General features: G+C 42.2%; 15 protein-coding genes. 12 read left to right on the top strand and 3 right to left on the bottom strand.

The annotated features are described in order from the left end of the window. Window positions 1–29: 29 nt before the first annotated feature. Both IM797_RS04385 and IM797_RS04380 read left to right on the top strand, forming a co-directional pair. Window positions 30–1208, top strand: coding sequence for a cation:dicarboxylate symporter family transporter (locus IM797_RS04385; RefSeq protein WP_194125864.1), 1179 nt, complete (start codon window positions 30–32; stop codon window positions 1206–1208). Window positions 1209–1309: 101 nt separating this feature from the next. Next, window positions 1310–1897 carry a YceI family protein gene (locus IM797_RS04380; RefSeq protein WP_194125863.1) on the top strand — a complete coding sequence of 196 codons (588 nt, stop codon included), beginning with the start codon at window positions 1310–1312 and terminating at the stop codon, window positions 1895–1897. A 63-nt stretch (window positions 1898–1960) separates the two neighbouring features. Here the strand turns inward: IM797_RS04380 and IM797_RS04375 are convergent, their stop codons facing one another. Further along, window positions 1961–2392 carry a hypothetical protein gene (locus IM797_RS04375; protein WP_194125862.1) on the bottom strand — a complete coding sequence of 144 codons (432 nt, stop codon included), beginning with the start codon at window positions 2390–2392 and terminating at the stop codon, window positions 1961–1963. Between the two features lie 126 nt (window positions 2393–2518). Between IM797_RS04375 and IM797_RS04370 the strand changes: the two genes are divergently transcribed. Together IM797_RS04370 and IM797_RS04365 are read left to right on the top strand one after the other, a co-directional pair. Further along, window positions 2519–3100: a tRNA-(ms[2]io[6]A)-hydroxylase gene (locus IM797_RS04370; protein ID WP_194125861.1), complete on the top strand. Its 582-nt coding sequence runs from the start codon at window positions 2519–2521 to the stop codon at window positions 3098–3100. A 108-nt stretch (window positions 3101–3208) separates the two neighbouring features. Further along, window positions 3209–4180 (top strand): hypothetical protein, encoded by a 972-nt coding sequence (locus IM797_RS04365; protein ID WP_194125860.1) that lies wholly within the window; start codon window positions 3209–3211, stop codon window positions 4178–4180. A 164-nt stretch (window positions 4181–4344) separates the two neighbouring features. Here IM797_RS04365 and IM797_RS04360 read toward each other — a convergent pair whose 3' ends face one another. Next, a complete protein-coding gene (locus IM797_RS04360; protein WP_194125859.1) occupies window positions 4345–5553 on the bottom strand; it encodes a glycoside hydrolase family 88 protein in 1209 nt (402 codons plus the stop codon). 378 nt (window positions 5554–5931) lie between these two features. On the opposite strand from IM797_RS04360, the gene IM797_RS04355 reads away from it, so the two are divergent. From IM797_RS04355 to IM797_RS04320, 8 genes are all read left to right on the top strand, one after another. Next, window positions 5932–9087, top strand: coding sequence for a TonB-dependent receptor (locus IM797_RS04355; protein ID WP_194125858.1), 3156 nt, complete (start codon window positions 5932–5934; stop codon window positions 9085–9087). A gap of 18 nt (window positions 9088–9105) precedes the next feature. Beyond that, the gene (locus IM797_RS04350) at window positions 9106–10758 is read left to right on the top strand and encodes a RagB/SusD family nutrient uptake outer membrane protein (protein WP_194125857.1); all 1653 of its coding nucleotides are present in this window, start codon (window positions 9106–9108) and stop codon (window positions 10756–10758) included. Between the two features lie 2 nt (window positions 10759–10760). After that, on the top strand, window positions 10761–12401 hold the full coding sequence (locus IM797_RS04345) for a sulfatase (RefSeq protein WP_194125856.1): 1641 nt from the start codon (window positions 10761–10763) through the stop codon (window positions 12399–12401). 9 nt (window positions 12402–12410) lie between these two features. Continuing rightward, window positions 12411–13913: a sulfatase gene (locus IM797_RS04340; protein ID WP_194125855.1), complete on the top strand. Its 1503-nt coding sequence runs from the start codon at window positions 12411–12413 to the stop codon at window positions 13911–13913. 8 nt (window positions 13914–13921) lie between these two features. After that, complete coding sequence (locus IM797_RS04335; protein ID WP_228098705.1) at window positions 13922–15310, top strand: sulfatase; 1389 nt, start codon at window positions 13922–13924, stop codon at window positions 15308–15310. 102 nt (window positions 15311–15412) lie between these two features. Beyond that, entirely contained in the window at window positions 15413–19474 is a 4062-nt protein-coding gene (locus IM797_RS04330; RefSeq protein ID WP_194125853.1) for a two-component regulator propeller domain-containing protein, read from the top strand. A 93-nt stretch (window positions 19475–19567) separates the two neighbouring features. Then, a complete protein-coding gene (locus IM797_RS04325; RefSeq protein WP_194125852.1) occupies window positions 19568–20497 on the top strand; it encodes an ROK family protein in 930 nt (309 codons plus the stop codon). A 9-nt stretch (window positions 20498–20506) separates the two neighbouring features. Continuing rightward, the gene (locus IM797_RS04320; protein WP_194125851.1) at window positions 20507–21763 is read left to right on the top strand and encodes an MFS transporter; all 1257 of its coding nucleotides are present in this window, start codon (window positions 20507–20509) and stop codon (window positions 21761–21763) included. A 75-nt stretch (window positions 21764–21838) separates the two neighbouring features. Here IM797_RS04320 and IM797_RS04315 read toward each other — a convergent pair whose 3' ends face one another. After that, window positions 21839–22462: an insulinase family protein gene (locus IM797_RS04315; protein ID WP_194125850.1), complete on the bottom strand. Its 624-nt coding sequence runs from the start codon at window positions 22460–22462 to the stop codon at window positions 21839–21841. Between the last annotated feature and the right edge of the window lie 151 nt (window positions 22463–22613).

The raw sequence follows: 22613 nt of genomic DNA, 5'->3' as shown, positions 1-22613 counted from the left end.
AATCTAATTATACTGAATTGAATAGCGGGATGCGCATACTTGGTTTTGCCGATAAACTGAATAAACATTTAAGTTTACAGGTTCTGCTGGCTATTCTTTTAGGGATTGTTACCGGTGTTTTTTACCCTGGCTTTGCTGTGCAAACACAAATCGTTTCTCTCGCTTTTGTCGCAGTGATCAAGCCTTTTATCGGTCCGGTAATTTTTCTTACCGTAGTTTCTCTTTTCGGCAGTATTGTGGATTTGAAAAGAGCAGGAAGGATTAGTTTGAAGTCTTTCATCTATTTTGAACTGATCAGTGTGGTGGCCATCATGGTGGGAATCTGTTGTGCACTGATTATTCGTCCCGGGGCTATTGAACGCTCCAGTCTCAATCAGCTGTTGCCGCGGCTATCAGGTGTTTCTGGTGGCACCGATTGGAGCAATGGAATGATGACTGAATATACCATTCTATTTTTGGCCTTTGGAATAGGTATTGGTCTGCTCATTAACCGGTCAAAACATCGCGGGCAAATCGTAGGCTTTCTTGAAAATGCCCGTAACCTATTGTTTATTGTGCTGCGTTATGTTTTTCTGCTGGCGCCACTGGCCGCCTATTGTGGCATCGCGTATACGGTTGGTAAATTTGGGCTAGATTCATTAGTACCCGTCGGAAAGCTGGTTGCCGCGACTTACTTGTCTATGTTTTTCTTCATCCTTGTTGTCTTTGGAGGAATTCTCAGGTATTTTAAGGTAAGTCTTTTCAGTTTTCTTAAATCGATCAAACAGGAGCTGCTCTATGTGTTGGGTACATCATCTTCCACATCTGTGTTGCCTTTATTGATGGACCGCCTGGAAATCATGGGCTATCGGAAATCTGTCGTTAGCCTGGTTACGGTAACGGGTAATTCATTTAACCTGACAGGGACCTGTTTGTATATGGGCGTTGCAGTGATCTTTCTGGCTCAATTGTATCAGATCCATTTCTCATTTACTGAAATACTCACCATTATCATGGTGATTTTGATGACCTCCAAAGGAGCTACAGGTATATCTGGGGCTGGGTTTGTCGCCCTGGCAACAACAATAGGCACCATTCATAAAATACCAGTAGAAGGATTGGCTATTCTACTGAGTATCGACCGGTTCATGAGTGAAGCAAGGGCGATCACGAATACCATCGGTCATGGGGTTGCTACAGTTGTGATCTCTAGAAATGAGCCGCAATAAACTGGATGACCGTATCTGTTTTTTATAAATTCTTAACATACATCAATGTGCAATTTTGTATTTTGCATGTATATTTGGATTAAAATTAAATAACCTAGAACATGAAATTAAAATTTAACACCATTTTATTGTTGGTGGCCGTAGTTGGTTTATCAGCTTTTACAAATTCTAAGAAACCAATTACTTACACTGTAGACGCAGCAAAATCCAGCATTACCTGGATTGGTAAAAAAGTAACGGGTTCGCACAATGGAACAATTTCATTAAAATCAGGATCTTTAGATGTGGATGGTAAAAATGTGACAGGTGGCACCTTTGTGATCGACATGACTTCGATTAAAGATGCTGATGGCAGCGCGAAATTAGAAGGTCACTTGAAAGCAGATGATTTCTTTGGATCAACTAAATTCCCGACCTCAACATTTGTAATCACTAAAGTTACTGGTAAAGGTGCAGATGTAAATGTAGCAGGTAACCTGACGATTAAAGGCATTACAAAACCATTAAGCTTTCCGGCAACTTTAGCGTTCAATGCGGATGGTACCGTTTCTGCTTTAGCAGGTAAAATCACTGTTGATCGGACTAAATACGATATCAAATACGGTTCAAAATCGTTTTTTGATAGCATTGGCGATAAAGCAATTGACGATAATTTTGAAATTGGCGTGAAACTGGTAGCTAAAAAATAGTTTTCCAATAGGAAAAAAGCAAAGCCTGTATCGTAAGATACAGGCTTTTTTATGCGCCAAATATTAGAGGCCGTGTTTTTCAAAAACAAATTTTGTGGTGTCATAAACGATGGGTTTGTTCTTTTTAAAATAAAACATGCCCATATATATTTCCATATCACCCTGGCCCAAAATCAGCTTGCCGTCTTTTTTTAAAAATGTGATCGGAATGCTGTGCCATTTTTCCATTCCATAATGTTGGAATTTATAAGTACCCTTTAAAATATTGCCTTTAACCACGCCGGTTACGCCGCCAGAGTCTTTATATAGGCCGTGGTAATTGGTTTCCAGTTGTCCGTAAAAATCTTTGTCTGTCAGCCTGATCTTTAACGTTGCCGTATCATTTTGATGGATGGCACTGTATAAGGTTTGCGCCTCGGTTTTGGCAACATCAGCATTGCGGCAGCTGTACATCAATACCATCAGACTGATCAATAAAATGTTGGTTTTCATCATTGCAGTTTGTGCTCAAATATAAACTTTTAGGCCATAAAAATGGTTGACAGCGATAGCCAATTGGCTGATCTTTTAATCTAATCAAATAAACTTTGCTAATTTTGGATCGAACACGATACAATTACTATGCTTGGATTAAAATTATTGACAGACCCGCGTTGGGCAAACATTGCTGAATCGAATTTAGAAGAAATTTTAACTGATCATGCCTGGTGTGAACAAAAAGCAGCAACGAATGCCATTACCCTGATTGCCAATAACTCAGAACATATGGATTTGGTGGAGGAATTGACAGCAATAGCTTTGGAAGAAATGCAGCATTTTCAAATGGTAGTGGACATCATCAAAAAGCGTGGTTATACCCTGGGACGCGAGCGTAAGGACGATTATGTTGGCCGGCTGGTCAAATTCAGTAAACGCGATGGCAGTCGGAATAATGCTTTTATAGATCGTTTATTGTTCGCCGCCATGATTGAAGCAAGAAGTTGCGAGCGGTTTAGGGTGCTGTCACAAAATATCAAAGATGTGGAACTGGCTAAATTCTATCACGATCTGATGGTGTCTGAAGCGGGACATTATACGACTTTTCTAAACTTTGCACGCAAATATACTGTTGATGTAGATGTGGATAAGAGATGGAAAGAGTGGCTGGAATTTGAAGGTGAACTGATCCAGAGTTTTGGTAATAAAGAAGCAATTCATGGTTAATTAAATAAATTTATGTTAAACATCAAGGTTTTTTCGATCTGTATTTTCTGCCTGTTTTTATTTGTGCTTTTGTTTCTGGATAAATGTACCAGCAGAAATATCTCTACGATGTTTAACAGCACCGAATTTTATAAATATCCGGAACTGGCTGAAAATCCATCGTCTGCCAATTATGAAATCCGGAGAATAAGCCAGGACATATACACCACCGTTACGTATGATTCCGCACATCGGTTTTTTATCGTGTCTGTCAGAGATAGTTTGTTGAAACTGGATGCTGGTGGTAAAGAACTGTACCATCTGGAGCTTCCGGATGTGAAGCTGGAGCGCTATTCTTATTACGCAATGGATAGTTCCGGGGTCTATGATTTTTCTGAAACAAACTTGAATCATCAACCCATCAAACAGGTCTTGAATCTGGATCAGAAAATGAATGCCCAGGATTGGCAGCATCATTTTGAAGATTTTTACCAGCGTGCTGAGGTTGTTATTTATGGAACAAATAACTTCTATCAGGATCTGGAACCCATTTATTTTAAAATAAAAAATGAATGGATCGTTTTGATCTTGCAACAATACGATGAACGTTGGGACGATTTCGATCAGATTTCCGGTGTAAAGTTTAAAGGTTATCCGGCGAAATTTAATGCGATGTATTTACTGAAAGATGCGGAAAAAGGACAATATAGCGATTTGGAGCTGACAAGTGACAGCTATTTAAAGACGTATTATACCGTGAAAATTAAAGAATCACAAATGAAATATCCTGCAGACAGGAATCCGGTATTACTATCCTATAAAAAAGAAGGCGTTCAGAGTTATGCTGCTTATATCAGTTTGCCAGTCAGCTGGTCAATTAAAGCGGGGTACGAATTGCATGTGGGACAGGAGAAAATACGGTTTAAGGTAGATGCGGTACAGGATGTTGGTTTTTCCAAGCCTATTGAAAGTTATTTAACGCAGTATCAGGTTCCTGAAGTATTTGCAACACAAACTGATGTTAGCTTTTTGAAATATGCTTTTCCTTCAAATGGCCCGGAAAGTGTAAATAACGGCTTGTATATCCTATTGAAGAAATGATGGCTTTATATAATAGTTATAGCTTAGATTTTACTCCTTGCGCTGAGTTCGTTTAGGACAGGGGACTCTAATGGGATTTTTAGCTGCTGTAATTAAGGCTTTACGCAATACGAGGCCGTATCCTGATTTTATGATACAGCCTCGCAGTTGAATTTACGGTGATATTAATTTGGATTGATGGTTTTCAGGTCGATCTTTTTGATCTCAGCATATCTTTTCAGGGCTTCCAGAAAGTAATAGTCTGCATAGTTTAAAGGCGTGTCAATTTCAGAATTGTACAGCAAAGCACCAACACTATGTTTCAGGATAAAAAAGTGATTCTCTCCTGGTTTAGCGAGATACTCGTCCGATGACAAACTCTTGAGGATATCTTCTGCATATTTAAAATATTTCTGACCATCTTTTACCTGGGTACTCAGATCCAGTAATGCAGAAGCAATTACTGCTGCTGCAGACGCATCTCTTGGTGAGCGGTCCCTGTTGTGTACATCGAAATCCCACAATGGGATTTTATCAGCAGGCATGGCTGGATGGTTCATGATAAAGGCCGCAATATGTTCCGCATGTGCAATGAATTTCTTGTCCCCGGTATCCTTATAGCTCATGGTATAACCATATAAGCCCCAGGCTTGTCCTCTGGCCCATGCCGATTCATTGGTTAAGCCCTGGTGTGTTTCCCTTTGCAGTACTTTACCGGATAAGGTATCATAGCTGATGACATGGTAAGAACTGTAATCTTTTCTGAAGTGGTTTTTCATGGTCGTGATCGCATGTGTCTTAGCCGCTTCAGCATATTGAGGTTTATTAAATTCTTTTCCGGCCCAGTACAAGTATTCCAGGTTCATTAAGTTGTCAATGATAACCGGAAATTGCCAGTGGCCAAAGTCCCAGGAGCGTATGGCACCTACCTTTTTATTGAACCTTGCATACAAATTGGCTGCACCATTCTCCAACGGTTTCAAATAGATTTTATCTCCGGTTATTCTAAAGGCATTGCCATAAGCGCAATACAACATAAAGCCAAGGTCATGTGTATCCTTTATATATTGTATAGAATCCAGTGCCAGTGTAAAACGTTTGGCTTCTGATTGCAGCTTTTTATCGCCAGATAATTCATAGCCATACCATAAACTGCCAGCAAAAAAACCAGTAGTCCAGTCGCGCAATGGAGCTAATCTTACCGTACCATCCGGATTAACAGACCTGGGGTTCATTCCTGGCGTATAGGTTTCAGCTGCTTTGTTCAATTGGTATACGGCAGTTTTGGCTGTTTTTCTGAACCAATCGTTACCATCCTTTTTCGGGACTTCCATTCCACTTGCCGATCCTATTAATGCAACAGAAGCAACAAATGCACTGAGTAGTTTTTTCATTAGCATAATTGTGTTGTTTAATTGTTAGAAGCCATCAGGGGTAGTTTGCACCTGGCGATTTCTGATTTAAGTTTATGTTTTAAAATATGGATGAAGGTAAGCAGGTAAAAAAGTATGGGCTTTAGGTATCGGATATATTCGTTTTAAAATTGGTGAAAGCTTAAAGTTTTTAGCAGGGCCGGCAGAATCTTGAGATATTTGTATGGCGTTTAAAGACGATAGGGGACAATAATGCCGCAATTATTGGCTAATTTGTAAAATGGAAAAGGGATTAACCAAAATTGATAGCATTTTAAACAATACCTAAATCCATTGCTAAAAGACTCCTATATATTCGTTTTTATCAATTAACCAAATTATGTAAATCCAAAAAAAGTTATGAAACGATTTTTACTGCTATTAATTATTGTTGCGGGTAACCTAACGCTCTACGCCCAAAATATAAGTGTAAAGGGGGTGGTGACCGATGAGGCGGGGAACACGCTGCCCGGCGCTACCGTTACGGAGAAAGGAGTGGCCAATGGAAAGGTTACGGATAATAATGGTGCATATGAAATCCGGGTGAAATCCGACGCCATTCTGGTCTTTTCTTATATTGGATCAATTACCACAGAACGTGCCGTTAAAGGACGTAGCGTGATTCATGTAAAGCTTGCCGATGACAATAAAAACCTGAACGAGGTGGTGGTTATTGGTTATGGTGAGGTGAAACGCAAAGATCTCACAGGGGCTGTATCTTCTATAAAAGGTACAGAGCTGAGTAAAGTGCCCGTACAAAATGTAGCCAGTGCTTTACAGGGTAGGATAGCCGGCATGCAGGTTGCCCCTGCTGATGGTACTCCAGGCTCCCAGCCGGCGATTACCATCAGGGGTGGCGGTTCCATTACACAAAGTAATGAACCTTTATATGTAGTGGATGGTATTCCGCAAACAGATGGGCTAAGCTTTCTGGATCCGATGGATATCGAAAGTGTGGATGTCTTGAAAGATGCATCGGCGACTTCCATTTATGGTGCAAGAGGTGCCAATGGCGTGATCCTGATCACCACAAAGCAACCTAAAGCGGGGAAGTTGACAATCAATTATGACATGTATTATGGTGCTAAAAAGGTAACCAAAGAGATTCCTGTATTAAACCCTTACCAGTATACCTTATTGCAATATGAACGGGCACTGGCAACAGCTACCGAATTGGACCGTTATATCAAAACATTTGGGGATTTTTCTCAGCGTGACGCACTATATGCCGGAAAGCCGGGAATCAGCTGGCAGGATTTAACACTTGGTAATACGGCAAACAGTCAATACCACAAAGTAAGCATCAGTGGCGGAAGCAGTGAGACGAGGTTTAACTTGTTTTACTCCCATAATAATGATGAGGGCGTGATGGTCAACAGTTCATCCGATAAGGACGTGATGAAGTTAACTGTAAATCATAACCTGGGTAAAAAATTAAAAGTAAACGGAATCGTTAACTATTCCAACCAGAATACCTACGGTGTAGGTACCAGGGAAGGAAATAACCGTTTTAACCAATTGCAGAACATTTTTCAGTACAGACCTACCTATGGTATAGCCGGAAGTGATGACGATCTGATCAATCAGGATACGGATCCTTTTCTGAGTGATGATTCGGGTAATGTATTACAGAATCCAGTGACCAACGCGGAATCGCAGCTGAGATCGACCAATAATAAACTTTTAAATCTGAGTACTTCGCTTGATTATGAGTTGTTTAAAGGTTTTACCTATCGCGGTTTGGTGAACCTCAAGACATCAAACAACAAAACAAACATGTTTAACGATGCACGTTCTATGAGCGCTAAACGAACCAATGGGCCGAATGGTTCTATTGCCCAGGCAGACCAGAACGGGTGGAATTACAGCAATACCCTGACTTATACCACTAAATTTAAAAAAGATCATGTGCTTACCGTTATGGCGGGGCAGGAGCAATTGTATAATTTGGTTCAGAGTTTTTCTCTGGCTGCAAGTGGCTTTCCGAACATCAATTTAGGTCTTGACGATATTGCCCAGGGTTCTGTAGCAGGTCCGCTGAGCTCCAGGAAGGAAGATGACAAATTGTTCTCTTTATTCAGCAGGGCCAATTATGCTTATAAAGACCGGTATATTTTCTCGGCCAGTTTCCGTGCAGATGGTTCTTCGAAATTTGGTGTGGACAATAAATTTGGTTACTTCCCTTCCGGAGCTTTTGCATGGCGGGTTAGTGATGAGGGTTTTATGAAAAACATCAGGCAGATTTCTGACCTTAAACTACGTTTAAGTTATGGAGCTTCGGGAAACAATAGGATCGACAATTACCTATCGTTGGATTTATTCCAATCGGGATTTTATCCTTTGAACAACGCCAATGTCATTGCTGTTTTTCCAAATGCTTTACCCAATCCGGATTTGAAATGGGAGACAACGGTTTCGAAAAACCTCGGCATCGATCTTGGTTTATTCGGTCAGCGCGTACAATTGACTGTTGACGCTTATGACAACCGGATTTCTGACCTGTTGTTAAATACTGTAGTTTCAGGCGTATCCGGATTTAACAATATGCTGATCAATGTGGGTTCGACCAGCAATAAAGGTGTGGAATTCAGTTTGAATACGGTGAACATCAAAAAAACTGATTTTAGTTGGAATACGAATTTTAACATTGGTTTCAACAACAATAAAGTGGTCAGTTTGAACAAAGGAGACAAATTTCTTCTGGCAAATTCTGGATGGGCTGCCAACCTGGAGAATGATTATATCGTAGAGGTTGGTCAGTCGGTAGGCCGGATGTTTGGTTATAGAACCAATGGCATTTATACGGTAGATGATTTTGATTACAATGAGGGCACTAAAGTTTTTACTTTAAAATCAGGTCTGGCCCAGGATCCAAATAACCTGGCAAAACCAGGTTCGTTGAAGTATATCGATGTCAATGGTGATGGGGTCATCAACGCCGACGATCGTTCGGTGATTGGAAATGCAAGACCAAAATTCACTGGTGGTTTAAACAATAATTTCAGTTATAAAGGTTTTGACCTGAGTATCTTCATCAACTGGTCGTACGGCAATGACATTTACAATGGAAACCTGCTCAACAACAGCCAGCTCCAGTTGAATAACATCAATACGCTGGACTATTTTGCCGATCGTTGGATTACGGTGAATGCTGCGGGACAACGCATTACGGACCGTGCCGAAATGGCGGCATTAAATGCAGGTAAAACCAAACCTTCTTATAATGGCGCGGGTACTTCACTCAGACTGTATGATCAAATGATAGAAGATGGCTCATTTTTACGCATCAACAACGTAAGTCTGGGTTATACCTTCCCTAAAAATTGGGTTTCCAGGTTGAAAATGAGTGGTGCAAGGGTATATGTTACGGCGTATAACTTACACACTTTTACCAAATACAGTGGTTATGATCCGGAAGTAAGTACTGCCAATCCGAGCCGCCTTACACCAGGAGTAGATTTTGGTGCTTATCCGAGAAGCCGGTCATTTGTGGCCGGTGTAAATGTTTCTTTTTAAATTCCAGACGTTACGATCATGAACAAATATTTTAAAACTACTGCGATCAGCACCATTAAATTGATGGTAGTCGCATCAGCGATATTGGTTATGCCTACTTCCTGCAAAAAGTGGCTGAAAGAGGAACCTTATTCTCTTTATTCGAGTGAAACATTTTTTAAAACTGTTGAAGAGGCCGATATGGCTGTACTTGGGGTATATCAGCAAATGACCGGAACAGCAGGTTATGGTTTTTACATGTCGCTGGTCTACGACATTGATACCGACATTGCACAAATGCAGGGGACAGCGATTAGTGACGGGCCGAGACAAGTTGCCCATTATTCCATTCCTACAGCACACCCTTACATGCTGGATACCTGGAGACAGCTGTACCGGGGGATCAACAGGGCCAATCTGGTGGTAGAAAAAATACCTCAGATGGCATTGTATAGTAATGGTAGTGAAGCCCAGAAAACGGCATTGAAAAGAGCAGTTGGGGAAGCTAAATTTTTAAGGGGCCAATATTACTTTGATTTGGTACGCCTTTTTGGCGATGTGCCCATGAAGCTGAAATCTACCGAAGCTACAGACGATGTGCTGTTGCCAAGGACGGACAGGTATGAGGTGTATACCCAGATTATTAAAGACATGACTGAAGCCATTCCTGACATTCCGGAAAATTCGGTGAAACCGCTGGATGAAAGGTTAAATAAAGGTGCTGCAAAAGGTATGCTGGCCAGAGTTGCTTTGTTTGCTGGTGGATATTCGCTAAGGCAAAATGCACAGATGGAGCGTCCTTCAAACTATAAAGAATATTACGCACTTGCGCTGAAAATGACCTCAGAAGTGATGGCTTCGGGAGAGCACGCTTTAAATACCAGTTATGAACAAATATTCAGGAACCACTGTAAGTTTATTCTTGATCCTAAAGAGTCTATGTACGAAGTGGCACTTTTTAATGCTACGGGCGGTGTTGGCAACAGCGGTGTGATCGGAACCTGGAACGCGCCGATAGCCGATGCAGGGAATCCTTACGGAAGAGCGAACTCGTTTTACAAAACGACAGCACTATTTCAAAAAAGTTATAAGACCGGTGACTTAAGGCGGGATGTTGCAGTTTGTACGTATAAACTGGATGCAAAAGGGGTAATTGTACCTCAGCTGACTGCAAGACTGGATGAAGGCTGGGCTCCGGGTAAATGGAGACGTGACTGGCAGAATACCGGACCTAAGGATTTGAACAATACCGATATCAACTGGTGCCTGTTGCGTTATGCAGATGTTTTACTGATGCGTGCAGAAGCAGAAAATGAAATCAATGAGGGGCCGAATGCCGCTGCTTATGCGGCCATCAATCAGGTCAGAAGGAGGGCGTATGGCAAGCCACTGACCACAGCTGATGCTACAGTTGATTTACCGGCAGGTTTGAACAAACTGGACTTTTTTGAAAGGATAAAACAGGAGCGGGCATGGGAGCTTTGTTTTGAAGGGATGCGGAGAATGGATCTGATCCGCTGGAACATCCTGGGTTCAAGCATCCGGGCAACACAGGCGGCGCTAAAGGTGTACCGAAGTAATTATGGTTATGTAGCTGCGGATTTCTTTAAAGACAATAAAAATGAATTGTATCCGATCCCTCAGATAGAAAGGGATCTGAATACCAATTTAAGTCAGAATCCTAATTATTAGCAATGGGTAATTTGAAAATGATATTATCTGGTTTGGTTGCTGGCATGGCATTGACGGCCTGCCAGCAACCTAAACTTGCCGAAAACAAAAGGCGGCCAAATATCGTGTTCATCATGACCGATGACCATACCATTCAAGCGATGAGTGCCTACGGCAGTAAATTGGTTAAAACACCAAACCTGGACAGAATTGCAAAAGAGGGTATTTTATTTAACAATTGTTTTGTCACGAATGCGGTTTGTGGCCCGTCTAGAGCGACCATTTTAACCGGGAAATACAGTCACCTGAACGGTTTAACCGACAATTCTAAAACGTTTGACAGCACACAGGTCATTTATCCGCAATTGTTGAAAAAAGCAGGTTATCAGACTGCGATGATTGGCAAATGGCATCTGGGCTCTACACCAGTGGGTTTTGATTATTATAGCATTTTACCCAATCAGGGTCAGTACTACCAACCGGATTTTTTAGAGAATGGTAAACGGATTCAAGAAAAAGGCTATGTAACCGATATCATTACAAATAAGGCTATTGCTTTCCTGGAGAAAAGGGACCATGATAAACCGTTTATGATGATTTATCAGCATAAAGCCCCACACCGGAACTGGATGCCTGCGCCGAGGCACCTGGGGATGTTTGACCAGACTGTTTTCCCGGAACCTGAGAATTTGCTGGATGATTTTAAAGGACGGGGCAGGGCCGCAAAAGAACAGCTCATGAACATTGCTACCGATATGTGGGATGCCTGGGACCTGAAATTACTTTCGACGGCACAGCTGGATTCCATGTCAAAGTTGCCGGCCAGCAGCTTTAAGGATAGTAAAGGAGATGATTATAAACAAGCCAATGATCCTTCGTTGGATAAAGCACGTTTCTTTGAAGTATACAACCGGATGACCGATGTGGAAAAGGCACAGTGGAGAAAGGTGTATGATAAACGGGTTGCTGAATTCAGACGACTGAATCCAAAAGGCGCAGACCTGGTTCGCTGGAAATACCAGCAATACATGCGCGACTACCTGGCTTGTGTGGTAGCTGTAGATGAGAATGTGGGCAGGTTAATGGATTACCTGGAAAAGATTGGTGAGCTGGACAATACGATTATCGTATATACTTCAGATCAGGGTTTCTTTTTAGGCGAACATGGTTATTTTGACAAGCGTTTCATGTATGATGAATCCTTCCGGACACCTTTGCTGGTTCGTTATCCTAAATCGATCAAAGCAGGTTCGGTAAGTAATGCATTTGCCATGAATCTTGATTTTGCGCCGACATTACTGGATTATGCAGGCGTTAAAATACCAGCTGATATGCAGGGCTTGTCGTTAAGGCCGGTGATGGACGGTGCCGGTAAAATTCCTGAAAAATGGCGTAAAGCAGTGTATTATCATTATTACGAATTTCCTAGCTGGCATATGGTGAAAAGGCATTATGGCATTAGAACAGAACGGTATAAACTGATCCATTTTTACAATGATATTGACGAATGGGAATTGTATGACCTGCAGAAAGATCCACATGAAATGAAGAATCTATACGGGAATAAGGATTTTGAACCCGTAATTCAGGAACTGAAAGCCGAATTGAAAAAACTGCAGGAACAGTATAAAGATGCCAATCCGGAGGAAGTCGTTTTAAAATAATTATTGAAGATGAATTTAAATCAAATCAAATATTTTCCTGTCGCCCTTATTGCCGCGTTAAGCTGGGGATCCTGTAAGCCGAAAAAGGAAGTTCAGCGCCCAAATATCCTGATGATCATGTCTGATAATCAATCCTGGAATCACGCAGGTATTTATGGCGATAAAACGGTACGTACACCCAATATGGATTTAATAGCCAAGCAAGGTGTGCGTTTTAACAATGCCTTTTGTAGTTCACCATCCTGTACGCCGGCAAGAGCAGCGATGTTAACCGGGCAGGACATCTGGCGGTTAAAAGAAGGCGCCAATTTGTGGGGCATTCTGCCAACACAATATAAATTATATACCGATCTGCTGGAAGACAATGGTTATGCAGTGGGTTTTCAGGGTAAAGGCTGGGGACCGGGTAGTTTTGAAGCCAATGGTCGTAAACACAATCCGGCAGGCAATCCGTATCCAAGTTTCGGTGAATTTTTGAAACTTAAAAATAAAGACAATCCATGGTGTTATTGGTTAAGTAGCCACGAACCGCACAGACCTTATGTAGAAGGTTCAGGGGAAAAAGCCGGTATAGACCCTGCTCATGTAAAAGTACCAGGATATTTACCTGACCAAATCGATGTCAGAAAAGACATTGCTGATTATTATGCCTCAATAGAGACATTTGATCAAGAAATTGGCGAGGCTTTAAAGGTGCTGCAGGCTACTGGTGAATTGGAAAATACGGTTATTGTAATTTGCAGCGATAATGGCTGGCAAATGCCACGAGGCTTAGCTAATTTATATGATTTTGGAACACATGTACCACTTATCATATCCTGGCCAGGTAAATTTAAGCAGAATGTGGTAGCCGATAATCTGGTTACGCTGAATGATTTGGCCCCCACATTTTTAGCCTTGGGCGGAACTGAAATCCCGGCTGAAATGACAGGAAAAAGTCTGCTGCCCATAGTTGAAAAGCAGGGGAAGAATGACTTGCAAAGGGCATATGTAGTACTTGGCCGTGAGCGTCACGCTTTTGTCAGGCAGCATGGTTTAGGTTACCCGGGAAGGGCAATACGTACCAAAGAATTTTTATACATTAAAAATTATGAACCAGGCAGATGGCCGGCAGGTGATCCACCTTTTTATGGAGATATAGATCCATATATGTTTAACTGGCCTGGTGCAACTAAATACTACCTGATTGAAAATAGAAATGACCCCAAAGTTAAACCGTTTTTTGAATTGGCAGTAGGTAAACGACCTGCTGAAGAGTTATTCGACATCAACAAAGATCCGGATGAATTGCATAATCTGGCAGCCGATCCCGCCTATGCCAAAATAAAAGAAAAACTGGCTGCTCAAATGCGCGATTACCTGGTGAAAACGCAGGATCCGAGAGAAACCGGCGGTGAAACAAAGGTTTGGGATACGGCGGATTACTTTAGTGAGGTTGATAAAAAACCGAAGCCAAGTCTGGAAATGCAAAAGCGTTTCAAATTGGATTCTGCTTACGATTATTTGAAATAAGGATGAGGATGTACAAAATAAACGGGCTGATAATCACTGCGCTTATCCTGGCGGGATTTGGAAATGCCAAAGCACAAGTCCAAAAGAATATGGCCTCAAAGCCAAATGTGATGATCATTATGACGGATCAGCAAACGGCTGATGCGATGCGTAATGCCGGTAATACAGATCTGCATACACCGGCGATGGATATGCTGGCTGCAAACGGAACCCGTTTTACCCGGGCTTATTGTGCACAGCCACTTTGCACGCCTTCCAGATCAGCGATATTTAGTGGCCGCATGCCACATGAAACTGGTTTTACCGGTAATGCGCCTGAAAAAGACGGACAATGGCCGGACTCCGTATTGATGATGGGGAAGATTTTAAAGTCAGCAGGGTATAAAACAGGCTATGTTGGGAAATGGCACCTTCCGGTTCCCGCCAGCAAGGTAGCACAGCATGGTTTTGAAAGCATCAGCAATACCGGGACTGCTGACTATACCGATGCGGTAACGCCTTCACAATGTGCGGCCTTCATCAAAGCCAATAAAAGTAATCCATTTTTGCTGGTAGCTTCTTTTCTTAATCCACACGACATTTGTGAATGGGCCAGGGGTGACGAATTGAAAATGGATGTACTGGATGCTGCGCCGGATACGGCACTTTGTCCGAAATTACCCTTAAACTGGCGGATCCCAGCGCATGAACCCGCTATTGTGAGGGAGCAGCAAAAGGTAAGTCCGCGTACCTATCCTTCCGTAGGCTGGAATGAAAGCGAATGGCGTAAATACCGCTGGGCTTATAATCGTTTGGTGGAGAAGGTAGACCATTACATTGCGATGGTATTGGGTTCTTTAAAGAAATATGGCGTAGCGGACAATACGATTATCATTTTTACCAGCGATCATGGAGATGGCTATGCTGCTCATGAATGGAACCAAAAGCAAATTCTTTATGAAGAATCCGCTAAGATCCCTTTTATCATTTCCAAAATAGGGCAATGGAAAGCCAGAACTGATGACCAATTGGTTTGCAATGGCATTGACATCATACCCACCATTTGTGGTTTTACGGGAACCAAACTACCTGCGGGTTTAAAAGGTGCAGACCTGAGTAAACGCATGGCCAATCCTTCTGCTAAATTACGGGATACGCTGGTCATAGAAACGGATTTTGCTGACAATGAAAGGTTACTAGGGATCAAAGGACGTGCGGTGATCACCAAAGATTTTAAATACATTGTGTACGATCAGGGTAAAATCAGGGAGCAGTTGTTTAATCTGCAAAGTGATCCGGGAGAGATGGATAACCTTGCGGTTAAGCCAGCAAATCAGCAAAAACTGAAACAAATGCGCCTGTACCTGAAAAACTGGGGTAAAACGCATCAGGATTCATTTGCAGGAGAAAATAAATAGTTACGAACAATTAATCAGCAGGAAGTAGTGAATAGTTTGCCGGATGTGGTTAAATTTGATCAGGGGTTTACGCTTAAATAACATTTAGCAGGGGGTATTGTCATGAAGAATGTGTTAAGGATCATTTTTTTGCTGTTGCTTTCGGGCTTATCCGGATGGAGCAGCTATGCGCAGAATGCAGATGGTAAAGTTGTAAAACGTTATTTCAGGAGCATTTCTGTAGATAAGGGCCTGTCGCAAAGCACTGTTTTTTCCATCGTACAGGATACTTTAGGCTTTATGTGGATGGCTACCCAGGATGGTTTAAACCGTTTTGACGGCGAAAGTTTTGCTGTGTATCGTCCAGTTAAAGAAGATAAGTCCAGCTTGCAATCCAATTATATCCGCAGCATTTACCTGGATCACAAAGGCCTGCTCTGGGTTGGTGGTAATGAAGGTGTTAGTCAGTACGATTATGCAGGTAACAATTTTCGGAATTATACGCTACCGCGTAAATCAGGCGAGTGGTATATTTCGTCTATTGTTCAGGATGCTAAAAAGGTAATCTGGGCAAGTGCAAGTACGGGAGAGGTTTTTTACCTGGATCCCGGGACATCCGAATTTAAAACAGTAAATTTTGATGCATCAGCGTATGGCATCCGGGTAATTGCCCGACTGGCATTTTTAAAAAACACCTTGTTCCTGGGTACGGATGTGGGCCTGTTTAAAATGGAGGCAGGTAGCAATAAATTAAGCCAGCTCAATCTGGGGATCAGCAAGCCCCGGGTAAATGAGATCTTGATCGACAAAAATATCCTTTGGCTTGGAACTGAAGGAACGGGTCTGATTCAATACAACCTGAGCAATGGCGCCGTACGAAATTACAGGCATACGCTACTGGGACAAAACAATATTGCAGATAATGATGTGCGTGGTATAGAAAAAGATGCATTGGGCAATCTCTGGCTGGGTACTTTCAGGGGGCTTTCGATTCTGGATGTTGAAACGGAAACTTTTGAGAATTACTACCATCAGTCTTCAATTCCCTATACCATCAATCAAAATTCTGTGCGTTGTGTTTACCGCGATCAGCAAAATGGCATGTGGATGGGGACATTTTACGGAGGAATCAATTATTACCATCATAGCGACATTAAGTTTAACCTGCTGAATCAGAATGCTGGAGCGCTCTCTTTAAACGACCAGGTGATCAATGTGATTAAACAGGACCTTAAGGGTGATTTCTGGATTGGTACAAATGATAAAGGACTGAATTTCTGGGACCGCAAAGCCAATACGATTCGTTACTATACCTATAAAGAATCAGGACAGGGAGCGCTCAGTTCCAATAACATTAAATCCATTGCTTTTGATCAACGTGGAAAATTGTTGGTGGGTACACACAATGCCGGATTAAATTATTTTGATCCTTCAAGCGGTACCAGTAAGATTTACCGCCATGCAGCCAGCGATTCCAAGAGCATTGCGGGCGATATGGTATATGCGCTGTTAAAGGATCATGCCAATCGGATTTGGGTAGGAACGCGGACAGGATTGGATCTTTTTCATGCTGATGAGGGTACTTTTTCTCATTTTTACATCGATAAATCGGGTAAACGTTTTTCGTCGGATGAGGTGACCTATTTACTGGAAGATGTTAAACACCGGATCTGGATTGGCACGACAAACGGGGTAAATATTCTTTATCCGGATAACCTGATTTTTGATCCCTTTCCCGGAGCGCTGTTGAGTAATGACATTGTAAGTTGTATTGCAGAGGATCAGAAGAAAAGAATCTGGATTGGTACGCGTGACGGGTTGAATTTATATGATGAACCCAGTCGTACTTTTGTGAATTATACTACGCGTAAAGATTTTTTAAAAGGAACCATTTATGGAATTCAGCCGGATGATGAGGGGTATTTATGGATTTCTACAAATAAAGGCCTGGTTAAATTTAATCCGGACACCAGAACTACACAGGTGTTTGACAACAAAGATGGTTTGCAGAACAATCAGTTTAACCTGTACGCATTTTGTAAAGCCAGCGATGGAATGATGCTTTTTGGCGGCATTAACGGCATTTCTTATTTTTATCCAAAGGCACTAAAGCAAGAACCATTTAAGCTCAAGGTTACTTTTACGGGTTTAGAGATTTTCAATAAACCCGTAGTTGCCGGGGATAATTATGGCGTATTGGATCAGCACATTGATCAGGTGAGCGAGCTTAGGTTTAAGCATGAGTTTAAACAGTTTAGTATCTTTTTCAACGCCTTCAATTACATAGCCCCGAATAAAACCAGGTATTTGTATAAACTGGATGGCTTTGACAACGAGTGGCAGCTGACAGATAATTTGCCTAAGGCAAATTATACCAATTTACAGGCAGGAAAATACGTATTTCATGTCAAAGCAGTTGGCCCCCTGGGCGAACAAAGTGCTGTGAAGAGCCTGGGCATCGTGATTCTGCCACCCTGGTGGGCCAGCACCTGGTTTCGTTTGATTCTAAGCCTGATTTTTATTGCAGGTGCCTATGCGGTGTACCGCGTGGTATCCGAGCGGATCCGGGCTACGCAGCAGCTAAAACTGGAACGTATGGAAAGGGAAAAAGTAGATTACCTGAACCGGATGAAAATGGAGTTCTTTACCAATATTTCACATGAGTTCCGTACGCCTTTAACCTTGATTCTAGCACCCCTGGAAGAGGTGATGAGCAAACAACTGAGCGAAAAAGCATTGAGAAAGCACTATGAGCTGATGCTATTGAATGCGAAACGCCTGTATCATCTGGTGGATCAGTTGTTTGAATTTAAAAAAACGGAGCTGGGAACCAAGAAGCTGAAAGTTCAGCGGACAGACATGGTTAGCTTTTTACATGAGATTTATGGTTCATTCAACAGCCTGTCTGAAAAGCACCAGATTAAATATAGTTTTAAGTCGACCGAGGCCCGGCTGCCTTTTTATTTTGATTCCGATTCCATAGAGAAGATTCTTTTCAACCTGCTTTCCAATGCTTTTAAATATACACCTGCCGGAGGCACGATTGAAGTGCTGCTCTCAAAAAAAGACGGTGATGTATGGATTACTGTTGCCGATTCCGGGATTGGGATTGATCCGGCCCATCAGGACTTGATTTTTGATCGTTTTTACCAGGTGAGCGGCGAGGGGATGAACCTTGGTTCTGGTGTCGGACTTGCTTTTACCAAAAGACTGGTTGAGTTGCATCACGGCGAAATTACGGTGAAAAGCGATCCTGGTAAAGGTGCGCGTTTTACGGTGCGCATTCCTGTTGAGGATGAACAGTATGAAGCAGATGAACACATCGCCGATGGCGGATATGAAATTGCCATTCAAAATGAAGTACATGGGATGGATGAAAAAGACCTTGAATCACCGGAGTCAGCTACAGAATCAGCGAAAGAAAAGCTGTTGATCATCGATGACAACCAGGAGATTGTGGCGTACCTGAAGAATTATTTTGAACACATTTACGAAGTTCATGTCGCTTTTGATGGTAAAGAGGCACTGCAATTACTGGAAACACTGGAGGCAGATCTGATTGTCAGTGATGTGATGATGCCTGAGCTGGATGGCATACATCTTTGCAAAAAAATAAAACAGAACATCAGAACCTGCCACATTCCTGTTATTCTGCTGACAGCCAGGAATGAAACCAACCATCAGATCAAAGGTTTAGAGGTAGGGGCCGACGATTATGTCACTAAGCCTTTTTCTATTGCTTTACTGGAAGCCAAGCTCCAGAACATCAGCAGATCGCGCAAGCGACTGAAAGAATATTATTCAAGCAGTACTGAAATTATTCCTGAAAACATTGCTTTCAATACCCTGGATGAGGACTTTTTGCGACAGGCAATCCTCATCATCGAAAAACACATCACAGCATCTGATTTTTCGGTAGATAAGTTTAGCCGTGAGATCGGCATGAGCCGTTCCAATCTGTATTTGAAGTTAAAGGCAATTACAGGAGAGTCTGCCACAGATTTTATCAAAAGAATTCGTTTCAAAAAGGCTGTAGAACTGATGGAGTCGCGTCAATATACGATTGCGCAGGTGGCCTATATGTCGGGTTTCAATTCTCCGTCTTATTTTTCTACAGCCTTTAAGCAATATTACGATTGTATGCCTACAGAATATCTGGCCAGGAAGGATGCAGAAAGCAATTGATTTGTTTTAGCATAAAATCGAAATCATAAAAGACAAATTTGAAATCCTGCCTGATGCATTTGAGTTAATTTCGGTAGACAAAATTAAGCTACTTTGAAACAATCATCTTATGCCATAGGAATTGATGTTGGCGGAACTTCACTCAAATGCGGACTGATAAACCAGGACGGAGGAATTTCCTATTCATTTTTATTTCCACTCCTTAATGTAACTACTGAAGGCGAGGTCATCGCTTTGATCAATGCTGCGATTCGAAAATGTGCCGAGCAGGCACAGGGACAGGTCATTGGCGTTGGTATTGGTTTTCCTGGAATTATAGAAAACAACACCGTCATTGGCGGGGCTGATAACCTGCCTGGTTTTGAAAACCTGGAGCTTGGGAAAATCATAGCTGCATCGACCAGTTTAAATGTGGTGATAGACAATGATGCCAATATGATGGGCTGGGGAGAGTTCAGTTACGGTGCGGCAAAACATTGCACTGATGTGGTATTTATGACCATTGGAACCGGCATTGGCGGCAGTCTGGTCATCAACGGCGCACTTTATGGAGGCTATCGCAACCATGGAACGGAGCTGGGGCACATCATCATACAACAAGGTGGTCTTGCTTGTTCCTGTGGTGCTTCCGGATGCTTTGAAGCCTACGCTTCAGTAACTGCTTTAATCAACGATTATGCTATTGTTAAAGGGATAAATCCAGATGGCATTAACGGTCGCACGGTTGTTTCGGCCTACCATGCCGGAGAAAGAGAAGCTGTTGCAGCCATGAGCAGGCATTTTGATCATCTGGCTACCGGAGTGGCCAGTTTGGTCAATGTGTTTAGTCCGCAAAAAGTGGTGCTGGGCGGGGGGATTACGGAGTCAGGCGCATTTTATGTTCAGGAAGTACGTACACGTGTCCAGGGGCTTGCCATGCCTGCTGCAAGCAAGTATACCACCATTACCGGGGCCCTTTTGGGTAACCAGGCCGGTTTGTTGGGTTGTGGCGGGCGCGTGTTTTCTATGTTTTCAACCAAATAAAACCAATATATGCAACGTAACAATTTTTTAGTAGCAGTCATTCTGCTCATCTGGTTCATCATTTCGTTTGTTACAAATATTCTTGGCCCTTTGATGCCAATTATCATTCAAACCTATCGGTTGAGTTTAACGATGGCTGCATTTTTACCCTTTTCGTTTTTCCTGGCTTATGGGATCATGTCCATCCCCGCAGGGATGATGATTGAGCGCATTGGTGAGAAAAAGTCCATGCTCATTGCCTTCAGCTTAAATTTTATTGGGGCCATAGCTTTCGGCCTGTATCCAGACTATGGTATCGCACTGGGTTCTTTATTTGTCATTGGTATTGGAATGGCCATGTTGCAGGTGATCATTAATCCCTTAATGCGAACCGCGGGTGGTGAAGAGCATTTTGCATTCTTTTCAGTACTTGGGCAATTGGTATTCGGACTTGCCTCTTTTCTCAGTCCCTTTGTATTTTCGTATTTGATGCAGGCGCTTTCTGGCGATGCCGCTGATCAGCAGGGATGGATTGGATTTTTGGGTGGTCTGGTGAAAAATGGCTTAAGCTGGACTGCCCTGTACTGGCTGTTTAGTTTGATTTTTTTGCTGACCATTTTAATGCTGTTGTTTATTAAAATGCCTGTGGTGGCTTTGAAGGAGGATGAAAAATCAGGTGCTGCCTCAGTATATGGTAGGTTGCTTAAAAACAGGGATGTGGTCTTGTTTTTTCTGGGGATTGTCGCCTATGTGGGTACAGAACAGGCCCTGGCCAATTGGATGTCGGAGTTTTTGAGAAGCTACCACGGCATTGACCCAAACAAAGCAGGTGCACAGGTAGTGGGTTGGTTTTGGGGACTGATGTCCGTAGGTTGCCTGCTTGGCCTGGTACTTTTAAAGCTCTGGGATTCTAAGCTGATCCTGAAGATTGCTACGGTTATCGCCATGATCGTGCTTACCTTCGCCTTATTTGGCAATGGGCAAGTCGCCTTATATGCTTTTCCGGTAGCAGGTTTTTTCATCTCGGTGATGTTTTCGATTATCTTTTCACTGGCTTTAAATTCTGTTGAAGAACATCATGGTTCTTTTTCCGGTATCCTCTGTTCTGGTATTTTTGGTGGTGCACTGGTTCCGCTGATTATCGGTTCTTTAGGAGATTGGATAGGCTTGCGGTTTGCATTGGTGTTTTTATACTTTACGCTGGGCTACATCCTGTTTCTGGCATATTATGCCAGGCCAATGGTCAACAACAAAACTGTCAGCTTCAAACAGCTGATTCAAACTTGATGTCTTTGAAATAAAAAAGGAGGGCCAGTTCATGGCGCCTCCTTATTCTTCCCCCACTATTCCCTTAATTTTTAATTATTTGCTTGGCGTTAAATCGGGACTTACGCCATTCCAGTTGTCAAGTGATTTTTTAACCAGGGTTTTCATATCTGCTTCTTTGATGTTACCAGCTATGGTCAGATAAGCTGCAGCAGGATGTACTGCTACACTGTAAAACGCTTTGATGTCATTTAATGTAAGTGCCTGTAAAGCTGCGGCCGTTACATTCGGTGCATAGTAACGGTCTTTTTTCTGCAAACTGGTATTTACTGTATTCAAAGCAGCTTCAAATGCATTTTGTGTCAAAGCCGGTGTCTGGATCTGATCAGACAGGGCAGTTAAAATGTTGTTGAAATCAGTGCTGTTGGCTGCGATGTGAATACCTTTATCATCAAAACTTAACCCGCTTACTCCCGAAGTGCTGTTGAGCATGGTATTCAGTACTTCTTGTGCACCAGCTTTAGCATTGCTGATTTGCTCAGCTTCACTGTTTAAAGTAGCATATACTTTTTGAGTACCGGTGTTTTCTGCTAATACGACTGTTAATCCATTTTTAAGTTTAAAACTAACCGGATCTTTCATTGCCGCAGACTGCGCTTTTGTAATTTGGGCAGATACTAATAAGAGAGCGATAACAAAAAGGTTTTTTAAAAATTTCATGTTTTAATTTTTCTTTTAATGTTCCTGGTTTTTGTTAAACTTATGAGGGTGCAAATGTATACCGAATTTTGGACTTGTGAAATGTATTGTAGTTGGAAAGGCAAAAACACCGGATGAATTGGGAAGTTTGGGATTTAAATATGCATCGCTT

It is taken from the genome of Pedobacter sp. MC2016-24 (assembly GCF_015223055.1).
GTDB lineage: Bacteria > Bacteroidota > Bacteroidia > Sphingobacteriales > Sphingobacteriaceae > Pedobacter.
The sequence above is the reverse complement of the archived record's forward strand: the minus strand, read 5'-3'. Positions and strand labels throughout refer to the sequence as shown.

What these genes read in the sequence shown, in the direction of transcription:
- IM797_RS04385 (WP_194125864.1), top strand. Translation starts at nt 30, where the DNA reads ATGCGCATACTTGGTTTTGCCGATAAACTGAATAAACATTTAAGTTTA.
- IM797_RS04380 (WP_194125863.1), top strand. Translation starts at nt 1,310, where the DNA reads ATGAAATTAAAATTTAACACCATTTTATTGTTGGTGGCCGTAGTTGGT.
- IM797_RS04375 (WP_194125862.1), bottom strand. Translation starts at nt 2,392, where the DNA reads ATGATGAAAACCAACATTTTATTGATCAGTCTGATGGTATTGATGTAC.
- IM797_RS04370 (WP_194125861.1), top strand. Translation starts at nt 2,519, where the DNA reads ATGCTTGGATTAAAATTATTGACAGACCCGCGTTGGGCAAACATTGCT.
- IM797_RS04365 (WP_194125860.1), top strand. Translation starts at nt 3,209, where the DNA reads ATGTTTAACAGCACCGAATTTTATAAATATCCGGAACTGGCTGAAAAT.
- IM797_RS04360 (WP_194125859.1), bottom strand. Translation starts at nt 5,553, where the DNA reads ATGAAAAAACTACTCAGTGCATTTGTTGCTTCTGTTGCATTAATAGGA.
- IM797_RS04355 (WP_194125858.1), top strand. Translation starts at nt 5,932, where the DNA reads ATGAAACGATTTTTACTGCTATTAATTATTGTTGCGGGTAACCTAACG.
- IM797_RS04350 (WP_194125857.1), top strand. Translation starts at nt 9,106, where the DNA reads ATGAACAAATATTTTAAAACTACTGCGATCAGCACCATTAAATTGATG.
- IM797_RS04345 (WP_194125856.1), top strand. Translation starts at nt 10,761, where the DNA reads ATGGGTAATTTGAAAATGATATTATCTGGTTTGGTTGCTGGCATGGCA.
- IM797_RS04340 (WP_194125855.1), top strand. Translation starts at nt 12,411, where the DNA reads ATGAATTTAAATCAAATCAAATATTTTCCTGTCGCCCTTATTGCCGCG.
- IM797_RS04335 (WP_228098705.1), top strand. Translation starts at nt 13,922, where the DNA reads ATGTACAAAATAAACGGGCTGATAATCACTGCGCTTATCCTGGCGGGA.
- IM797_RS04330 (WP_194125853.1), top strand. Translation starts at nt 15,413, where the DNA reads ATGAAGAATGTGTTAAGGATCATTTTTTTGCTGTTGCTTTCGGGCTTA.
- IM797_RS04320 (WP_194125851.1), top strand. Translation starts at nt 20,507, where the DNA reads ATGCAACGTAACAATTTTTTAGTAGCAGTCATTCTGCTCATCTGGTTC.
- IM797_RS04315 (WP_194125850.1), bottom strand. Translation starts at nt 22,462, where the DNA reads ATGAAATTTTTAAAAAACCTTTTTGTTATCGCTCTCTTATTAGTATCT.